This is a genomic window from Pseudoduganella rivuli (genome assembly GCF_009674485.1).
Classification (GTDB): Bacteria; Pseudomonadota; Gammaproteobacteria; order Burkholderiales; family Burkholderiaceae_D; genus Rugamonas; species Rugamonas rivuli_B.
Window position 1 is genome coordinate 180361 of record NZ_WKJJ01000007.1, and the last position, 17730, is coordinate 198090.

11 protein-coding genes are annotated in these 17730 nt (G+C 63.5%); 5 read left to right on the forward strand and 6 right to left on the reverse strand.

Going from position 1 to position 17730, the window contains the following annotated elements:
* Positions 1-269 precede the first annotated feature (269 nt).
* Positions 270-2633, reverse strand: coding sequence for a sialidase family protein (locus tag GJ700_RS13055; protein ID WP_229506975.1), 2364 nt, complete (start codon positions 2631-2633; stop codon positions 270-272).
* A 629-nt stretch (positions 2634-3262) separates the two neighbouring features.
* Between GJ700_RS13055 and GJ700_RS13060 the strand changes: the two genes are divergently transcribed.
* Complete coding sequence (locus GJ700_RS13060) at positions 3263-5182, forward strand: NPCBM/NEW2 domain-containing protein (protein WP_154374380.1); 1920 nt, start codon at positions 3263-3265, stop codon at positions 5180-5182.
* A 63-nt stretch (positions 5183-5245) separates the two neighbouring features.
* Here the strand turns inward: GJ700_RS13060 and GJ700_RS13065 are convergent, their stop codons facing one another.
* The 4 genes from GJ700_RS13065 to GJ700_RS13080 form a co-directional block, all read right to left on the reverse strand.
* Positions 5246-6046, reverse strand: a complete 801-nt coding sequence (locus tag GJ700_RS13065) for a substrate-binding periplasmic protein (protein ID WP_195763886.1) — start codon at positions 6044-6046, stop codon at positions 5246-5248.
* 35 nt (positions 6047-6081) lie between these two features.
* Complete coding sequence (locus GJ700_RS13070; RefSeq protein ID WP_154374384.1) at positions 6082-6534, reverse strand: cache domain-containing protein; 453 nt, start codon at positions 6532-6534, stop codon at positions 6082-6084.
* A 95-nt stretch (positions 6535-6629) separates the two neighbouring features.
* Positions 6630-7859: a glycoside hydrolase family 27 protein gene (locus GJ700_RS13075; RefSeq protein WP_154374386.1), complete on the reverse strand. Its 1230-nt coding sequence runs from the start codon at positions 7857-7859 to the stop codon at positions 6630-6632.
* A gap of 132 nt (positions 7860-7991) precedes the next feature.
* Complete coding sequence (locus GJ700_RS13080; RefSeq protein ID WP_229506976.1) at positions 7992-9224, reverse strand: ABC transporter substrate-binding protein; 1233 nt, start codon at positions 9222-9224, stop codon at positions 7992-7994.
* 140 nt (positions 9225-9364) lie between these two features.
* Here GJ700_RS13080 and GJ700_RS13085 point away from each other — a divergent pair, with 140 nt between their 5' ends.
* Together GJ700_RS13085 and GJ700_RS13090 are read left to right on the forward strand one after the other, a co-directional pair.
* Positions 9365-10057 carry a response regulator transcription factor gene (locus tag GJ700_RS13085; RefSeq protein ID WP_154374390.1) on the forward strand — a complete coding sequence of 231 codons (693 nt, stop codon included), beginning with the start codon at positions 9365-9367 and terminating at the stop codon, positions 10055-10057.
* Positions 10041-11522: a sensor histidine kinase gene (locus GJ700_RS13090; RefSeq protein WP_154374392.1), complete on the forward strand. Its 1482-nt coding sequence runs from the start codon at positions 10041-10043 to the stop codon at positions 11520-11522. The genes GJ700_RS13085 and GJ700_RS13090 overlap by 17 nt, the downstream gene beginning before the upstream one ends.
* Before the next feature lie 25 nt (positions 11523-11547).
* Here the strand turns inward: GJ700_RS13090 and GJ700_RS13095 are convergent, their stop codons facing one another.
* Positions 11548-13680 carry a beta-galactosidase gene (locus tag GJ700_RS13095; RefSeq protein WP_154374394.1) on the reverse strand — a complete coding sequence of 711 codons (2133 nt, stop codon included), beginning with the start codon at positions 13678-13680 and terminating at the stop codon, positions 11548-11550.
* A gap of 373 nt (positions 13681-14053) precedes the next feature.
* Here GJ700_RS13095 and GJ700_RS13100 point away from each other — a divergent pair, with 373 nt between their 5' ends.
* Both GJ700_RS13100 and GJ700_RS13105 read left to right on the forward strand, forming a co-directional pair.
* A complete protein-coding gene (locus GJ700_RS13100) occupies positions 14054-16321 on the forward strand; it encodes a glycoside hydrolase family 3 C-terminal domain-containing protein (protein ID WP_154374396.1) in 2268 nt (755 codons plus the stop codon).
* Positions 16322-16450: 129 nt separating this feature from the next.
* Entirely contained in the window at positions 16451-17665 is a 1215-nt protein-coding gene (locus GJ700_RS13105) for a helix-turn-helix domain-containing protein (RefSeq protein ID WP_154374398.1), read from the forward strand.
* The last annotated feature ends 65 nt before the right edge of the window (positions 17666-17730 follow it).

The window sequence follows — 17730 nt, forward strand, 5'->3', positions numbered from 1 at the left end:
AACGCGATTGCTCTGGCGCGGTTTGAGTAGTGTCAATAAGCGTGTGGCCGCATGGCGGCCGGGGGGGGCGAGGGAATGTGCGGAGTGCGCGCCTAGAGGGATGCGAAAAAAGGCGGGCCCAGCGGGATGCTGAGAGCGTGCCGGAATAGCACGCTAACCGTGTAGGAAGCGACTGGCGGCGGCGCCTCCGGAGAGCAGCTGGCGCTGCCGGGAGCGCAGTGCGAAGGGCGGCGCAGGAACCTGCGCCGCCTTGCCTGAAGGCTGGTTGCTTAGTTGGTGTAGATAATGCCGCGACCGGCGCCACTGAAGTAGATGCGGCCGTAGGTGCTCCAGTCCCCTGCGATCACGCCGATGCCGCCATACTGGTGCGCGTCATCGTTGAAGCGCGACCAGGTGGCGCCGCCGTCATCGGAACGCCACACGCCCCACACGCCGCTCCGCGTGCCCACCACGTACACCGCGGCCGAGTACGACGAGCCTGTCGCCGCCTTGCCCAGGGCGATCCTGGTCGCGCCTTGCAGCGCTCCCGTCGAACCATTGGCGGCGACCGTCGCGAAGCCGGACAGGTTGGTCCAGTTCGCGCCCCCATTGGTCGAGTGGTACACAGTGTTGCCGTCGGCCACCCACAGGTCGCCCGAGGCGTTGGGGTTGCCCACCATCGTCGTGAGCCCGAATTCATTTTTGGCGAAGTTCGCTGCCACCGAACCCTGGACCAGCGTGAACGAATGGCCGCTGTCGGTCGAGAGGTAGACCTTGCCCGTGGTGTTGTTCCACCACGCGCCGCCTCCGTCGAAGGCGTAGACCTTGTTCGGGCTCTGGCGGTCGACGACCAGGCGATAGGCGTTAGGCAGGCCGCCGTTCGGCGTGGGCAGGCCGCTGACCTGGGTCCAGCTGGCACCATTGTTGGTGGTGTAGGACGGGATCGAGTTGGCGGGCGCCCAGACGATGTTGTTGCGCGACGTCGTCACGATGCTGACCGAGTCGTTGAAATTGGTGGAGGCGCCGGCCGGGAGCGAGGCGAAGTTCGACCACGTGGCGCCGCTGTTGCCGGACCAGGAGCCGTAGGCGGTCACGGGCGCGTTGGAGGTGATGCCGACAGCGACGATGTAGGTCGGATCGGACCACAACACGTCGGCCGCGTCGCCATTGCCCCACGCGCTGTTGGGCGACCTGGTCGGCTTCGCCGCGAGGTCGGTCTGGACCCAGTTGCCGATATCGCCCGCGCTGTTGACGAGCTTGTACGACGCGCCGGCCGGCGGCGTGACGATCGCCAGGGTGGCGGTTTCCTCGAGGTTGTTGACCGGCTCATCCCAGCTCGGCGCGGCCGCCGACGCATTCCAGGTTTCCCAGACGCCGCCGCCGTGGACGTGCAGGATGTGATCCTTGTTGGTGGGATCGATCTCGACGTCGTCCACCCAGCCCCGGTACCCGCTGCTGCCCCAGTGCGTCATGCCGTCCGCGATTTCGCGCCAGGTGCCGGGGGCACCGGCGCTGTCGGACAGTTGGACCACCGGCTGGCCGGCGTTCCATGTGGTCACGGTCAGCGCGACGCGGGCCGTCGCGCCGCTGCCGTAGACGGACACGCCGCTGTAGCCGCCCTGCGTGGTGGTGGAGAGCTGGGTCCAGCTCTCGCCAAAGTTGATGCCGCCGAACTTGTAGAGGTAGCCGGGACCGCCGGCGCCCTCACCGGTGTTCTTGTTGAACACCACGTAGTAGTAGCCGTCGCTGGCGCGCACCACGTGCGGGACGTAGTAGCCGGACACGCTGGACGGCACCGTCACCGGCGTCCAGGTGGCGCCGCCGTTCTGGGACTTGTACATGGTCGAGGTCAGGCCGGCCTTCTGCACGTACTCCGGCGCGATGAAGGCATACATGTTCCATGTCGTCGCACCGCCGCCCGAGCCCGAATTGTCGAGCACGATCTGCTCGACGCCAATTGGAGCGGTACCCAGTCCCATGATCTCGCTGCCGGTCAGCACCTTGCTCGCCAACGAAGTCTGGGTCCAGGTCTGGCCTGAGTTCGTGCTCTTCCACAGGCCGGCTGTACGCGACGCGTAGAACATCGTCGACGGATTGGTCGGGTCGAGCTTCAGGCGTTCGCCGACGGCGCGGCCGCTCTCGTTGCCGCCCACCGGGAACGGCAGGTCGTAGTGCGTCCAGCTGGCGCCGCGGTCTTGCGACACATAGATGCGGCCGTTGATCAGGGCGGAGCCGTCCCAGTTGTGCGTAGTCAAGCCCGAGACCATGTAGACTTTATTGTCGTTGGTCGGATCCAGCGCCAGGCTTTCGACACCGTGGTAGGTGCCTTCGCCCGGGCCGAACCCGATGCCGTCGGTAATCGGCGTCCACGAGCCGCCGCCGTCCCAGCGGTAGACGCCGCCGACGTCGGTGCGGGCATACATCACGTTGTAGCTGGTCGGATGGTAAATCAGGCCGGTGACGTAGCCGCCGCCGCCCCACTTCACACTGGTATAACTGGCGGCCGCCGGGCCGGCCCCCTGGGAATGGCGCGGCGCCATGGTGCTGCCGATGGCGTCGTTGTCGGAACCACCGGCGCAGCCGGTGATCACGCCGGCCACAAGGGTCGCCAACAGGGCGGGGATGACGAATTTCGCGTTGTACTTCGCTTGCATACTGTTCTCCTCCAAACTGGATTTATATTTAATGACTGCGGTACTGCTTTACTTATTACAACAACGTAGTTATATTAACGAAAAGAAAGCGTTAATTAAGCTACATTAACATTATCCAGACATGAGTGCCGGGCAATGTCAATTCTGTCCGCATTGATGCGTGATACTCGGTTGCGGAAAATCAAACTCCGCGCTGAGGGGCAGAAGTAAAAAAAGGCCAGGAGAGCGGCGGGCAGGACCGGGACGGGGAGGCGGGCGGCGTAATTCGAATTCAAAACGAGGTTCTCCGGCAATGGGTTATGGACACGTTGTCCAGCCTGTAGCGAGGTTGATGTTCGAATGACTTTTAATGTCGCCACCAGGAAAAAGGTGAAGCGAGAGTTACGGGCACGAGGAACAGGCCCCTTGGGTAAAGTCCCGTCATGCCACATGATGCAAGTGGCCGCATTGCACGGCAATTGCGAAAGTAGCCAATGCGGCTCATGAAATTGATCAAACGCCAGGGTGGGCCGGGCAGCGTCGCGCGGGGCGCCGAATCAGCGCATTGACACGAGAAAAACACTCGGCTTACACTGTGTTAATGTTGAGTTAAGTTATCTGAATATACACCGCTGAAACTGGAGATTTTGATGCAGCAGAAACAAACCCCGCGCCGCTGGCCCCGCCTGGCACTGATTCCGCTTTGCCTGGCGGCGGCGCTGGCGCAGGCCGCGACCGACCCGCTGGCGCCGACCGCCCGCTGGAGCGCCTATACCGCCGGCCGCGCGACAACGCCGCCGATGGGGTGGAGTAGCTGGAACGCGTTCGGCACCGATATCGACGAGGCGAAGATCCTTGGCTCGGCACAGCGCATCGTCGACAGCGGCCTGGCCGCCAAGGGTTACCGCTACATCAATATCGATGACGGCTGGGCCACGCGCCGCGAAGAGAAGGATGGCCACCTGGTGATTCGCGCCGACCGCTTCCCGTCGTCCACGACGGGCGGTCGCAGCACGTTCCGCCCGTTCACCGACAAGGTGCACGCGATGGGCCTGAAGGCCGGCATCTATTCCGACCTCGGCCGCAATACCTGTGCCCAGGCTTTTTCCGGCGACAACACCGACTTGCCCAAGGGTAGTGTGCTGGAGCGCGAAATCGGCCTGTATGGCCATATCGACGATGATATCAAGCTGTTCTTTGCCGACTGGGGATTCGACTTCATCAAGGTGGACGGCTGCGGCCTGCGCGCCTATGGCGCCGACAGCGCGAAAGTGCGCTCCGGCGAATACCGCGCGCTGAAGCCGGTGCTGGACCTGGAATCGGTCAGCCGTTCCGACATCCCGGCCGTGCAGGCGGAATTTACGCAGATTAACGCGGCCCTGGCGCGCAACAATCCCGACGGCGATTACCTGCTGTCGCTGTGCGTGTGGGGCGCCGCCGACGTGCGCGCATGGGGCAAGAATTTCGGTAACCTGTCCCGCACCAGCGACGACATCACGCCCAACTGGGCACGCCTGCTGAGCAATTTCGACAGCGCGGCCAAGCGCGAGCTGTACGGCCATCCGGGCAGCTGGAACGATCCGGACATGTTGTACATCGGCAAGGGTGACTTCGACGCCGCCCACCTGGTGGAAGCCCGTTCGCATTTCTCGCTGTGGGCCATGCTGAATTCGCCGCTGATGCTGGGCGCCGACCTGCGCAGCACGCCTGCGGCGCTGATGGACATCGTCGGCAACGCCGACATCATTGCGCTCAACCAGGACCCGGCCGGCAACCAGGCCACGCTGGCCTACGACGCCGACGACCTGCAAATCCTGGTCAAGCAGCTGGCGTCGGGCCAGAAGGCGGTCGCCATCTTCAACCGGGGACTCGGGCCGATCGACGCCGACCTCAATGCGGCGCACCTGAAGCTGCGTAACGATGCGCCCATCACGCTGACGGACTTGTGGACCCGTGCCGATACCACGTTCACCAACGAGACCAGGATCCGCGTGGCGCCGCGCGAGACGCGGATCTTCCGCGTGCAGGGTACGCGCTTGCTGGCGCAGGGCGTGTATCTGTCGGAGCAGCCCGGCAGCGTCAACCCGGCCGTCGATGGCGTGACCAGTCCGCAGGCCGACCCCACGGTGTTCCGCTCATCGGCCGCCTGGTCCGGCACCAAGGGCGCGGGCGAGCGGCCGATGTATGCCGGCTGGGGTGGCGCGCGCGCCGACAGCACGCCGTACGGCCAGGTCTTGCAGGTGGCCGGCGCGCCGTTCCCGGCCGGCATCGGCATCCTGGCCAATTCGCGGCTGGAAGTGCGCAACCACGGCTATCGCCGCATCACGACCCAGGTTGGCGTCGACGATTCGGCGCGCGACCGCCAGCACGGTGTCACCTTCATGATTTATGGCGACGGCAAGTTGCTGGCGACGAGCAAGGCGTTGCGCTGGGGGCAACCGGCGCAAGCGTTGTCGGCTGATGTGGCCGGGGTCAAAGTGGTGGAGCTGGTCGCGCGCAGCACGGCAGTCAACAATGAACTGTTGCCGGTGACCTGGGGCGCCGCCGCGCTGTCTGGCAAGGCTGACTGATACACGCGGATGTGGCGGCCGGGGCTCCAGTAGCCTCGGCTGCTGCCGCTGCGCCAGCCCGCGTTACCGCGTATTTTCCGGCGAACTGTCCCACTGGCTCAGCAACCTGCCGATTTCGCCATTGGCATTGAGCCGGACGATCGCATAGCGTATTTTTTCGATCGTGGCCACCGGGAGATTTTTCGATACGACCATGTAGAAATTCTCGGTATGCATGACCGCTGGCAGCACGCGGACCTTGCCCTGCATGCCGGCTCTTGCAATTTCAGCCTGGATTCCGGGAGACCGATGGATGAAGAAACGTCCCCGGCCGGCCACCAGCTTGCCCAGATTGCTTTCCGCGTCGCGCCCGCCCGAATCAATCTTCAGGCCACCGACTTTTTCCAGTTGCCTGACGATGCCGAAGCCATGCGCCACCAGCACCGTGCCCTGGTCGCCAAGCTGACGCACGTCGTCCCAGTTATTGACCTGCACCGTGTCGTCAGCGCGCACGGCCAGAAAATAATTCATGGAATAGAGAGGCGGATCGATATAGGTGAACTTGGCCTCGCGCTCCCGCGTGCGTAGAAATCCGCAGGCGGCGTCGAGTTGGCCATGCGCTACACCGGCCTCGACGCGGACCAGCGGCTGCCACGTCTGGTCGCCGACAAAGACCAGGTCCGGGTCGATCCGCTCGATCGCGCGCATGATGTCGACGCACAGGCCGCCGATGGGCGTCTTCCGGTCAGGATGGAGCGAGGTGAATTTGGGCGTGGTGGCTTCCTGCGCGGCGGTGCGTATTTCCGCGGCGTGCAGCGGCGCGACGGCCAGCGAAGCCGCCAGCGAAGCCGCAAACGCGGCGCCGGCGAACCTCACGCGTTGCACGCGCAGGCATCTCCGAAATGAATCCCGGGGGACGTTCATTTACCCTTGTAGATGCCGGCTTCGAGTATCACATCGCCGCTGCGCACGTAATAGCTGGACTTCCTCTCAATTTCCTTGGTGGTCGGGTTGTTGTACCGGAAGTCCACCCATCCCTTGCCTTTCGTCTTGGCGCCTTCGATGATTTCTTTTCTAAAATATTTTCCATCGGCATCCGGCAACTCCAGCATGTTCTTGCCTATGAGCTTGGGGTTGATTGGATGGCCCAGCATGGGGCCATCGATCGAACGCACGACCAGGTAGCTGTCGCCCTTGATAAACTCCGGGTTCTTGGCGTTGATTTCCCTGATCAGGGCGTCTTTTCCGTTTTTCTGCATGTAGGCCAGGCCCTTGTCGACCAGCGCAATGGCATCCTCGGGTTTGTCAGCGGCCCATGCCAGGGTGACAAGGCCGGCGCACAGGACTGCTACCAGGGTTTTAAACAGTTTCATGATTGATTTCTCCAAAAAGCAGGCAAGGCAATACCATCATTCCGCATCTGTGTCCGAAAAGCAAGAGCGCCTGTGCGGACAGGCAACACGGCGTATTATTTCCTTGGCGAGAGCCTCAGCATCACGATATCGCGTCCCGCCACCGTCACGTTCAATGGCGTCGCGGTGGTTCCCGCCGCCTTGCCGCCCCACAGGTCGCGGATGTCGTAATCGGTCTTGTTGAAGTCGGCATTGCGCCCGCTGACATCGTCGCCGATGGCGTGCTTGCGCCAGTCGTGCGCGATCTTCTTCGGTTCGTCGGTGCGGTTAAGGATGGCAACGGCCCACTCGCCATTGACCAGCGGCTTGGCCCAGTATTCGACGCCGCGCTCCCGGATGAACGCGAAGCCCTGGATGCCCAGCCGGTCCTGGTCCACCGCGATGACGTCGCGGTTGGCCAGGATGTCCCTGGTATCCTGCCGCATCGATGGCACGTCGGCGCCGAAGATCAGCGGCGCGGCCAGCATGGCCCACATGCTGAAGTGCGCGCGGTTTTCACCGGCTGTCGGCAGCAGGCCGACTTCCAGCATGTCCGGGTCGTTCCACTGGCCCGGCTTGGCGTATTTGCGCAGCGCGGACTGCTTGTCGAGGATGTTCAGCACGCCCAGCGACGACCACGAGCCGTGTCCCTCTTCGCATTCCCAGCAATGCGTGATGTCGCCGGTGGTGCGCCACAGGTGGCCGACGTCGGCGGCCCATTCCCACGGCTTGTTGTCGCCCCATTCGCAGATCGACAGGATCATCGGACGCCCGGCCGCGCGGATCGCATCGCGCATGGTGGTGTAGGCTTCGACCGGATTGCGCTGGGCCTTGCCTTCGCCCGTGTGGCACCAGTCGTATTTCACGTAATCGATGCCCCAGCGCGCATATTGCTGCGCATCCTGGTATTCGTGCCCCTGGCTGCCGGGGCGCTTGCCGCAGGTGAGGGCGCCCGCGTCGGAATAAATGCCCACCTTCAGCCCCCTGGCGTGGATGTAATCGGCCAGCGCCTTGATGCCGGAAGGGAAGCGTACCGGATCGGCCTGGATGAAGCCGTTGGCGTCGCGTTCGCCGTGCCAGCAATCGTCCAGGTTGACGTAGACGTAGCCGGCGTCACGCAAGCCGTTTTTGACCATCGCATCGGCGGTTTCGCGGATCAGCTTTTCGCTGATGTCACAGCCGAACTTGTTCCAGCTGTTCCATCCCATCGGCGGCGTGTCGGCCAGGCCGGGAAATTTCTGCGCCCAAGCGGGCGACAACGCCAGCGTCAGGGCGGCCGTGGCGACGAAGCGGTGGTACTTGTTCATGTTTGTTTCTTTGACAGGTGATTGAGGCGCGCTGCGATGGGGGAAATGCAGTGCTAATATAAATTAACGTACATTAACAAAGTCTAGGTCCCATGGCGTGGCCATGTCAATGGAATTCAGCCGCAGCCGGCTTCAAGCGGGAGGAAGGCGGTTGTTCTGGCGCTGGCGGGCGGCGGCGGCCAGGCGCGCCATGGTGGATTGCGGGGTGATGCGGTCATCGCGCCAGAATGCGCTGATGGCTTCGCGCATGGCGTCTTCGATGGCGGGCGGCACCGACATGGAAATGGCTGGCACCAGGGTATTGGCGCGCGCCGCCGCCTGGAACGCCGTCCCCGAGAGCTTGGCGCAGCGGTCGAACCGGGCCAGGTTCATCCCCAGCCGGACCGGGATCGACCCTTTGTCGAGGTTGAATGCCTCCTGCACGGCCGGCGACAGCAGCGCGGAAGCGAAGTCGCGCTGCGCTTCCGCCTTGGCGGCGCTGTTAACCTTGAACAGGGCGAACGAGTCGACCACGAAGGCAAACGCCTTCATTGTGCCCGGCGCAGGGACGCAGGCAAACTCCAGCTCTGAACTGTCCTGCGCCGCCATGAATATCGGCTTGGCCCAATCCCCCATCAATTGCATGCCGGCTTCGCCCTTGGCCAGCTTTTGCGACGCCCATATCCAGTCGCGCGACGAGGCGGCGGGCGCGGTGTAGGCCTTGATGCGGCGGAACGTCTGCAAGACCCGTTCCATGACCGGACCGGCCAGGGCTTCAGTATCCAGCGCGACGAACGCCTTGCGGTAGAAGTCCGGGCCGCCGACGCCCAGCACAACGGTCTCGAACAGGAGGAAATCCTGCCACGGCTGGCCGCCGTGCGCCACCGCCGTGTAGCCCGCCCGTTTCATTGCCTCGGCGGCGGCGAAGAATTCATCCCAGGTGGTGGGGATGCGTGCGCCAGCCTGGTTCAGGATGCGCAGATTGACCCACAGCCAATTGAGGCGGTGCACGTTGACCGGCACCGCGACATAACGGCCCTGGAACTTCATGGCGTCGCTGACCGGCTTGGGAAGGACGTCGTCCCAATGCCCGGCGCGCGCCACGTCGTCCATGTTGGCCAGTGCGCCTTCCTGCGCCCACTGCTGGATCACCGGCCCTTTGATCTGGGCGGCGGAGGGCGGATTGCCCGACAGGACGCGGGAGCGCAGCAGCGAGATGGCCAGGCCGTTGCCGCCATCGGCCACCGCGAAGTCTTTCCACGTATGGCCCTGGCGCTGCAGCGTCGATTTCAGCAGCGCGGCCGCCCTGGCGTCGTAGCCGACTTCCCAATAGTGCAGCACTTCGATCTCGCCGCCGGGCGCCGGCGCGGCAAGGCATGCAGCCATCAGCGCGATTGCTGCGCGCCATCGGGCGCAATATCGGGTCGCATGTCGGGGGGAGAGGTTCATGTGAAAGCAGTCGAGGCGGAGCGCAAGCGTATCAACGCCAGATTGTAAGGCAGTCCCGTATCCGTTAATATAGCTAAATGCAACTTTTACTTGCCGAAGACGACGCGATTCTCGCCAACGGTTTGACTGCCCAGCTGAATGGCGCGGGGTTCACCGTGGAACGTGCTCCGAATGGACCGGTGGCAGAATTCCTGCTGGCCAGGCAGAATTTCGATATCGCCATCATCGACCTGGGCTTGCCCATGATAGACGGCTTGACCGTGCTGAAGACCTTGCGGGCGACCCGGCCCGACCTGCCGGTGGTGGTGCTGACCGCCCTCGACAAGCTCGACAGCCGCGTGGCGGGATTGAATGCCGGCGCGGACGATTACATGACCAAGCCGTTCGATTTCCCGGAACTGGAAGCGCGCCTGCGCGCGGTGCTGCGGCGCGCCAGGCCGGGGGCCATCCATCACGATGTGGTGGTGCAGGGCCTGCACTTTGACCGTGCCACGCGGCGCGCTGTCATCCATGGCGAACCGGTGGAACTCAGCCCGCGTGAAGCGACGCTGCTGGAACTGCTGCTGGCGCAGTCCGACAAGGTGGTGACCAAAGACCAGATTGCCGCCGCCTGGGCCGGCGACGGCGGCGAGGTGGGCGCCGGCAATACGGCCGAAGTCCACATCCACCGCCTGCGCCGCAAGCTGGAAGGTTCGGGGCTGGAAATCCGCACGGTGCGCGGCCTGGGATACCTGCTGACCGCCGAGCACGTCCATGGACGACCGGCCTGAACCGGGCATACTGCACCGCTTTGGCCCCCGCAACCGCTCGCTGCGGCGCCAGCTGCTGATCTGGGTCTTGCTGCCGCAACTGGTGTTGTGGGGCGCGGGTGGCGTCGCGACGTACCGCCTGGCGGTCAGCTACGTCAACCAGGCCGCGGACGCCACCTTGTCCCAGGCCAGCCGCGCGCTGGCGCGGCGCGTGAAACCGATCGGCAGCGGCCTGCTGATCGATTTTCCCCGCGCGGCGCAGGAAATCCTCGAGACCGATCCGAACGACCGCCTGTTCTACATGGTCAGCACACCGCCCGGCCAATTCGTCCTTGGCAACAATAATATTCCCATGCCACCCCGCGAAATGGCGCCGCGCCTGAACGATCCGTATTTCTACGACGGAGAGATCGCGTCCCCCGACGAAGCCGGGGAGGGCGGCCCCGGGTCCGTCGTCAAAGTGCGGATCGCGGCGTTGTACCTGACGTATGGCGAGCCGGAAGGAAAACAGCAATGGATGCTGGTCCAGGTCGCACGCGGCATGGCCCATCGCGAAGATCTCTTCAAAAACATCCTGGTCGACACGCTGCTGCCGTTGTCCGCGCTGATCCCCTTGATGACCATGATCGTCTGGGTGGGCACCGGCGCCGGGCTCAAGCCGCTGCTGCGCCTGCGCAAGGAAGTGGAGGGGCGTTCGCCGCTCGACCTCGCGCCGCTGCAAGTCGAGTCGGCGCCGCAGGAAGTCAGGTCGCTGGTGCGCGCCCTGAATGAACTGCTGGCCTCGGTGCGCCAGAACGTCAATGCGCAAAAACGGTTTATTGCGGACGCCGCCCACCAGTTGCGCACGCCGCTGGCGGGATTGAAGAGCCAGACCGCGCTGGCGATGGCCGCCACCGAGGATCCGGCGCTGCTGGCCAGGCTGAAACTGGTGGACCAGAGCGCCGCGCGGGGCGCCCACCTGATCAGCCAACTGCTGATGCTGGCGCGCGCCGATCCCGATGCCGCGGTGGCCAACGACATGGCGCCGTTGGATGTGGTGGCCTTCGTGCACGACATCGTCGCCGAATGCGTGCCGCGCGCGTTGCGGGCAGGGATCGACCTGGGCATGGGCGAAGAGGCCGAGGCGGCGGAGGACGGCGGCGCGCCGCTGCAAATCCGGGCGCACGCCCTGTTGCTGCGGGAAGCACTGACCAATGTGATCGACAACGCCATCAAGTACACCGGCAGCGGCGGCGAGATCACCGTCCGGGTATTGCCGGACGGCGGCGACGTGCTGATCATCGTCAGCGACAACGGTCCGGGCATCGCGGAGGCGGACCGCGGCCGGGTCTTCGAGCGGTTCGTACGGGCGACCGATCAAGGGGATGGATGCGGGCTGGGTCTGCCCATCGTACGGGATATCCTGGCGCAGCATGGCGGCACCGTGGCGCTGCGGGATGCGCAGCCCCACGGATTGCAGGTGGAGCTGCGCCTGCCCGGGCTGTGATGACGGTGCGCCGGACCGGTCGGCGTTACTTGCCATCCTCCTCGATGATGGCGACGTCCCATGGCCCCAGCGTGACCTTGTCCGCGTTGGCCACTTTTTTACCCGTCAACAGGTCGGCGCCAGGCTTGCGCGCATAGTTGAAGTCCACCGGTGCGCCGGAATAATTGAAGTAGTAATGCACCGGGCGCTTGTAGCTGTTGACGCCGCTGCGCGTGCGCACGGCGGGCGGCAAGTCCTGGTCCGGTCCCAGCAGGCCCAGTTCCTTCAGCGACCCCTGCAGCACGGCTTTTTGCAATTTGTCCGACAGGAACGTGCCTTCATACACCACTTTGCCGGCGCCATACTGGTTCGACGTGATGGCGGGCCAGCGGCCGAAGAAGTGGTGGTCGTAATAGGCCAGCGCTTTCGCCGTGTCGAGTTGCAGGAATTCGGCCCAGTGCTGCACCTTGTTGTCGCCGCCGGCCTGGAACGGATCGCCTTTCAGCGCCAGCGGCTGCGCCAGGTTGGAGAATTCCTGGTAGTGGAAGCCCAGCGCTTCGCGCAACGGTCCCGGCGCCATGGTCCAGCGCACCGCCGCGTTTTCATTGGTGAAGCCGCTCTTGAAGGACATCACCACGTGGCCGCCTTTGCGCACATAGTCGGTGATGCGTTTCAGCAGCGCGTCGTCGGCCACATACAGCGGCGGCACGATCAGCAATTTATACGACGAGAAATCCTGTTCGTCCGGGAAGACAAAGTCGGCGCCGACATTCATGTCGTACAGCTGGCGGTGCATCTGGCGCACCACCGAGCTGTAATCGGCTTTGGTGCCGCTGCCGCCCCATTGAGAATCCTTGGCGAACGGCATGTCGTTCAGCGCGTTCAGCGAATCGCGGCTCCACAGGATCGCGACGTCGTTGCGGATCTTCAGGTTGACCAGGCGCGGTCCGATTTTCTGCAGTTCCTTGCCGGTGCGGCTCATTTCCGCATAGGCGCGGTTGGGTTCCATGTCGTGCGACAGCACGCCTTTCCAGTAGGTTTCCTGGTTGGCGTGGATCGATGACCAGTGCCAGTATTCCACCATGTTCGAGCCGTTGGCCAGGTGGGTGTAGACATCCTGGCGGAACTGGCCGTCATATGGCGGAAACTGGAACGACGAACTCCAGTCGGTGCTTTGCGCATTGGTTTCCGTGACGAGGAAGTTCCCTTTTTTCAGCGAGCGGGTGAAGTCCGCCTGCAGGGCCTGGTCGCCGCCGTTGTAATACTCGCGCTGGCCCCAGTGGTAAATGTTCACGGCCGGCATGTCGAGGGCCTTGGAGACGGCTTCCTCGTTGACGTCGTTGTGCATCTGGCCGGCGAAGTCGTGCGTGACGAACTGGCGCGGCGATGCGCATTCGCGCACCAGTTTGGCTTGCCAGTGCAGGAAATCGGTGACGCGCATCTGGCCCCAGCGCGACCATTCGAGCTTATAGCCGGTGCTTTGCGCACTGTCCGGGCGCGGCAAATCCACCCAGCTGTGCAAGTCCTGGCCCCAGTAATTCAGGAACCAGGCCTTGCTGAGGGCTTCGGGCGTGCCGAATTTCTTTTCCAGGTGGTGCGTGAAGCGCACGAACACGTCGTCGTTGGCGGCGCCATAGGTACTGGTTTCATTATCGACTTGCCAGCCGATGACGTTGGGGTTGTCCTTGTAGCGGGCCACGATCTTGCGGATCAGCCGTTCGGCATAAAAGCGGTATGCGGCGGAATCCGTGTTCATGTTCTGGCGCATGCCATACATGTTTTGCGCGCCATTGAATTTACGGGCCAGGATTTCCGGGTTTTGCTTTGCCATCCAGGCCGGAACCGAATAGGTTGGCGTGCCCATGATGACCTTGATGCCAGCCTTGCCCATGGCGTCGATCACGCGGTCCATCCACGCATACTCGAAGCGGCCGTCTTCCGGTTCCCACAGGCTCCACGTGGATTCGCCCAGGCGCACCACGTTGAAGCCTGCCGCCTTCATCATCTGCACGTCTTTTTCCAGCCGTTCGTATGGCATGTATTCATGGTAATACGCGGCGCCATACAGGATGGTCGGGAATTCCGGCACGGCGGAGGCTTGGGATTGGGCGGCTGCCGGCGCGCAGGCAGCGGCGAACGCGCACGACAGCGCAAAGGAGAGCAGTGTCCGTTTCAGCATGGTGATCTTTCCGTTGAATGGGTGGCGTATTGTGCGGATGGGTTGTGGCGCGGTGCAAGCATCAAATTCACCAGTTGCGGCAACATTTTTTTTGCATGTGTGTGCCGGGGAACCCGTGCGCGGCGCCGCCGGACGCAGTCTGTGTAATTTCATGTCACCCGTTGGCGATTTTTGCAATTGCCGCGCAACGGCCGCTGCCCGGACAATAGATTCCATCAGGCCCGCCACGCGGATCATCCCGCAGGCAGCCGCACCGTGTTGTTTGTAGTTAGTAGTTGGTAGTTTGTAGTGTGTAGTCTCCAACTGCCTTGCCGGTAGTTTTTCGGGGCGGCTTCGGCCGCCTTTTTTTTTGATTGAGTGGAAGCAGAATCGGATGAAACTGAAGAAAAAGATCACCTTGTTGTCGGTTGCGGTGGCCCTGTGCTGCGGCGGCGCCCTGGCCGCGGAGACGGGCGCCATTGCCGAGCCTGCCAGCAAGCCCTGGATGGACGCGCGCAAGAATCCGGCCGAGCGCGCCGAGCTGGCGGTGCGCGCCATGACACTCGATGAAAAACTCAAGCTGGTGTATGGCTACCTGGGCGCCGACATGGAGTCGAAAAAGCACAAGCGCCCGGCGGAAGCCCATGTGCAATCGGCCGGTTTCGTCTACGGCGTGCCCCGCCTGGGCATTCCGCACTTGCGGGAAAGCGATGCCGGCATCGGCGTGGCCAGCCAGGCCGGCCCGGATGCCCGGCCCGCCACGGCGTTGCCCTCCGGCCTGAACACGGCCGCCACCTGGGATGTGCAGACCGCCTACGCGGGCGGCGCCATGATCGGCGCGGAAGCCCGCGGCTATGGCTTCAACGTGCTGCTGGCCGGCGGCGTTAACCTGATGCGCGAGCCGCGCAACGGGCGCAATTTCGAATATGGCGGCGAAGACCCGCTGCTGGCGGGTAAGATGGTCGGGGCGCAAATCCGCGGCATCCAGTCCAACCGCGTGATTTCCACGCTCAAGCATTACGCGCTGAATGACCAGGAAAGCGGGCGCACCACGTTGAACGTGAAAATCGACGACCAGTCGGCCCGCATGTCGGACTTGCTGGCGCTGCAGATCGCCAATGAAGAGGGCAAGCCCGGCTCGGTCATGTGTTCGTACAACCGCGTCAATGGCGCGTATGCATGTGAAAACAGTTACCTGCTGACGGAAGTGCTGAAACAGGACTGGGGTTTCAAAGGCTGGGTGATGTCGGACTGGGGCGCCTTGCACAGCACGATCCCGGCCGCCAACGCGGGCCTGGACCAGCAATCGGGCTTCCCGTTCGACCTGGCCGATTACTTCGCCGCGCCGCTGAAGGAAGCGGTCCTGAATGGCTGGGTACCGCAGGCGCGGCTGGACGACATGGCGCGCCGCATCGTGCACGCGATGTTCGAGCACGGCGTGGTGGACCAGCCGGTCGTGGCGGCGCCGGAAAAAATCGACTTCAAGGCCCATGCCGCGGTGTCGCTGAAGGATGCGCAGGAAGGCATGGTGCTGTTGAAAAACCAGGGCGACATCCTGCCGCTGAAGAAGGACGTCAAGCGCGTGGCGGTGATCGGCGGCTATGCCGACAAGGGCGTGCTGGCCGGCGGCGGGTCGTCGCTGGTGTACCCTGCCGGCGGCAATGCGGTGCCGGGCCTGGAACCGAAGTCGTGGCCCGGCCCGGTGATGGTGTACCCGTCGCCGCCGCTGAAAGCCATCCAGCAGCGGTTGCCCCATGCCGTGGTGACGTTCCACGATGGTTCGGATCCGGCCGCTGCCGCGAAACTCGCGCGCGAGGCCGACGTGGCGCTGGTGTTTGCCACCCAATGGACTGGCGAAGCGATGGATGTGCCGGATTTGTCGCTGCCGAACAAACAGGATGCGTTGATCGCGGCCGTGGCGTCGGCCAACAGCAAGACGGTCGTGGTGCTGGAAACCGGCGGCCCGGTGACGATGCCGTGGCTGGCGAAGGCGCCGGCGGTGCTGGAAGCGTGGTATCCGGGCACCAGTGGCGGCGAAGCCATAGCCAGCGTGCTGTTTGGCGAAGTCAACCCGTCCGGCCACCTGCCGGCCACGTACCCGGCGTCGGAAGCGCAATTGCCGCGACCGGTACTGGACGGTTACCCGCATGTGGAGGACAAGCGTTTCGATGTCGATTACCACGAAGGCGCGGCGGTTGGCTATAAATGGTTCGATTTGAAAGGGCACAAGCCGCTGTTCCCGTTCGGCCATGGCTTGTCGTACACCCAATTCGCGCTGGCGGATTTGAACGCCGGGGTCAAGGATGGCGTGCTGCGCGCCGCGTTCAGCGTGAAGAACACGGGCAAGGTGGCGGGCAAGGAAGTGGCGCAACTCTATGTCGCGCCGGTCAGCACCCGCTGGGAAGCGCCCAAGCGGCTGGTCGGCTTCCACAAGGCCGATGTGAAACCGGGCGCCGCCGCCAAGGTGGTGTTGTCGGTTGATCCGCGCCTGCTGGCCATGTACGACTCGGCCACCAAAACGTGGAAAGTCGCCGGCGGCGATTACAAGGTGATCCTGGCGGCCGACGCCGGCGGCAGCGAGGCGGCCAGCCAGGTCGTGCATCTCGAGGCGGCCGAGTATGACGTCAACGGCAAGCCGCTGCGCGCCGCACCGCGCCAGTGACCCTGCCGGCCGGGTTGTGGCAAAAACACGCCACTTCCCGGCCCTGGTCCCCGGTGTCGTGCTGAACTGTTATGATCGCCACACCCATCGAGAAGTGTGGGGTGAGACAGTTCAAAACACGGTACCGTAATGCAAGAGTTTTATAAGAAGGCGCTGATTGCGCTGCTTTGCCTGGTGGTCGCCAATGCGCTGCTGGCCTGGTTCTTTATTCATCAGAGTTTTCCGACGCTGACGCTGCTGCCAGCGGAAAAAGACGGCGTCCGCTGGCATTACGATACCTATACCGACGTCGCGACCGGCGGGGCGTCGACCATTCGCCTGCACGACGCTTCGCGCGAACGGCTGCGCTACCATTTCCGCCTGAGCGATAAGTCCGAATTTCCGTTTGTCTCCGCCCAACTGGAAATGGAGAGTGCCAAGGGGAAGCAGGGCGTCGTCGATTGGTCGAAATACCACACCATTACCTTTGTTGCCAAATGCGCTCCCGCCGGTTCGATGACGTTTGTTGTCAACACCTTCGACGACCAGGTCACCAAACCCGGCTATTACGCAACGTACCGCTCGCCCGGCACTTATTTTTCCTGCAATGAGCAGGGCGTCCCGGTCTCGCTGGACCTGGCCCGGCTCTACATCCCCGACTGGTGGTTTTACCAGATGAAGCTGGACCTGTCGCACCAGGGCTATAAGCTGGACAAGGTGGCGAGACTGGTGTTCGGCACCAGTCCCACCAATCCGCGCAATGTCGATTCTTATTTTGAAGTCGGTGAAGTGACGCTGCACGGCCGCGATTACCGTTATATTTCCGCGCTGGTGATCATCATCTTGTCCAGCTGGGCCGCTTTCGGCGCGTGGTTTTTCCTGGCCCATACGCGCGCGCTGATGGCCAGCCTGGATTCGAAAATGAAGAAGGACTTGCCATTGGTGGCATACCGCCAGCTGACGCTGGAGCCCTACAAGGACAAGGAAAAAGCCAACGTATTGCGGTATATCGCGACGAATTACACCAATACCGAGCTGGACCTGGAATGCGTGGTCAATGAGACCGGCGCCAACCGGAACAAGGTCAATGACGTCCTGAAAACCGAGCTCGGCATGACGTTCACCAGCTATCTCAACAAGCTGCGGCTGACGGAAGCCGCCCGGCTGCTGTCCGAGAAGAACAGTGCAGCCGTGGCGGAAATTGCGTATTCAGTCGGTTATGGGAACGTGTCGTACTTTAACAAGCTGTTCAAGGAAGAATACGGCTGCACGCCGAAAGCCTTCCGCTCGCTCGCCAGCCAGCAAGAGCAACATGCCGGCTCCCTCCCGTCCGAAGCGCCCGCCGTTCCTGCCGATACGGCCTGAATCCCCCGGCGCATGACCGGATTCCCTCGCGTTGGTGGTGCAAATACCACAGCATGCCGGCTGCG

Coding starts and splice junctions, on each gene's coding strand:
- GJ700_RS13055 (WP_229506975.1), bottom strand. CDS start 2,633: ATGCAAGCGAAGTACAACGCGAAATTCGTCATCCCCGCCCTGTTGGCG.
- GJ700_RS13060 (WP_154374380.1), top strand. CDS start 3,263: ATGCAGCAGAAACAAACCCCGCGCCGCTGGCCCCGCCTGGCACTGATT.
- GJ700_RS13070 (WP_154374384.1), bottom strand. CDS start 6,534: ATGAAACTGTTTAAAACCCTGGTAGCAGTCCTGTGCGCCGGCCTTGTC.
- GJ700_RS13075 (WP_154374386.1), bottom strand. CDS start 7,859: ATGAACAAGTACCACCGCTTCGTCGCCACGGCCGCCCTGACGCTGGCG.
- GJ700_RS13080 (WP_229506976.1), bottom strand. CDS start 9,224: ATGGCTGCATGCCTTGCCGCGCCGGCGCCCGGCGGCGAGATCGAAGTG.
- GJ700_RS13085 (WP_154374390.1), top strand. CDS start 9,365: ATGCAACTTTTACTTGCCGAAGACGACGCGATTCTCGCCAACGGTTTG.
- GJ700_RS13090 (WP_154374392.1), top strand. CDS start 10,041: ATGGACGACCGGCCTGAACCGGGCATACTGCACCGCTTTGGCCCCCGC.
- GJ700_RS13095 (WP_154374394.1), bottom strand. CDS start 13,680: ATGCTGAAACGGACACTGCTCTCCTTTGCGCTGTCGTGCGCGTTCGCC.
- GJ700_RS13100 (WP_154374396.1), top strand. CDS start 14,054: ATGAAACTGAAGAAAAAGATCACCTTGTTGTCGGTTGCGGTGGCCCTG.
- GJ700_RS13105 (WP_154374398.1), top strand. CDS start 16,451: ATGCAAGAGTTTTATAAGAAGGCGCTGATTGCGCTGCTTTGCCTGGTG.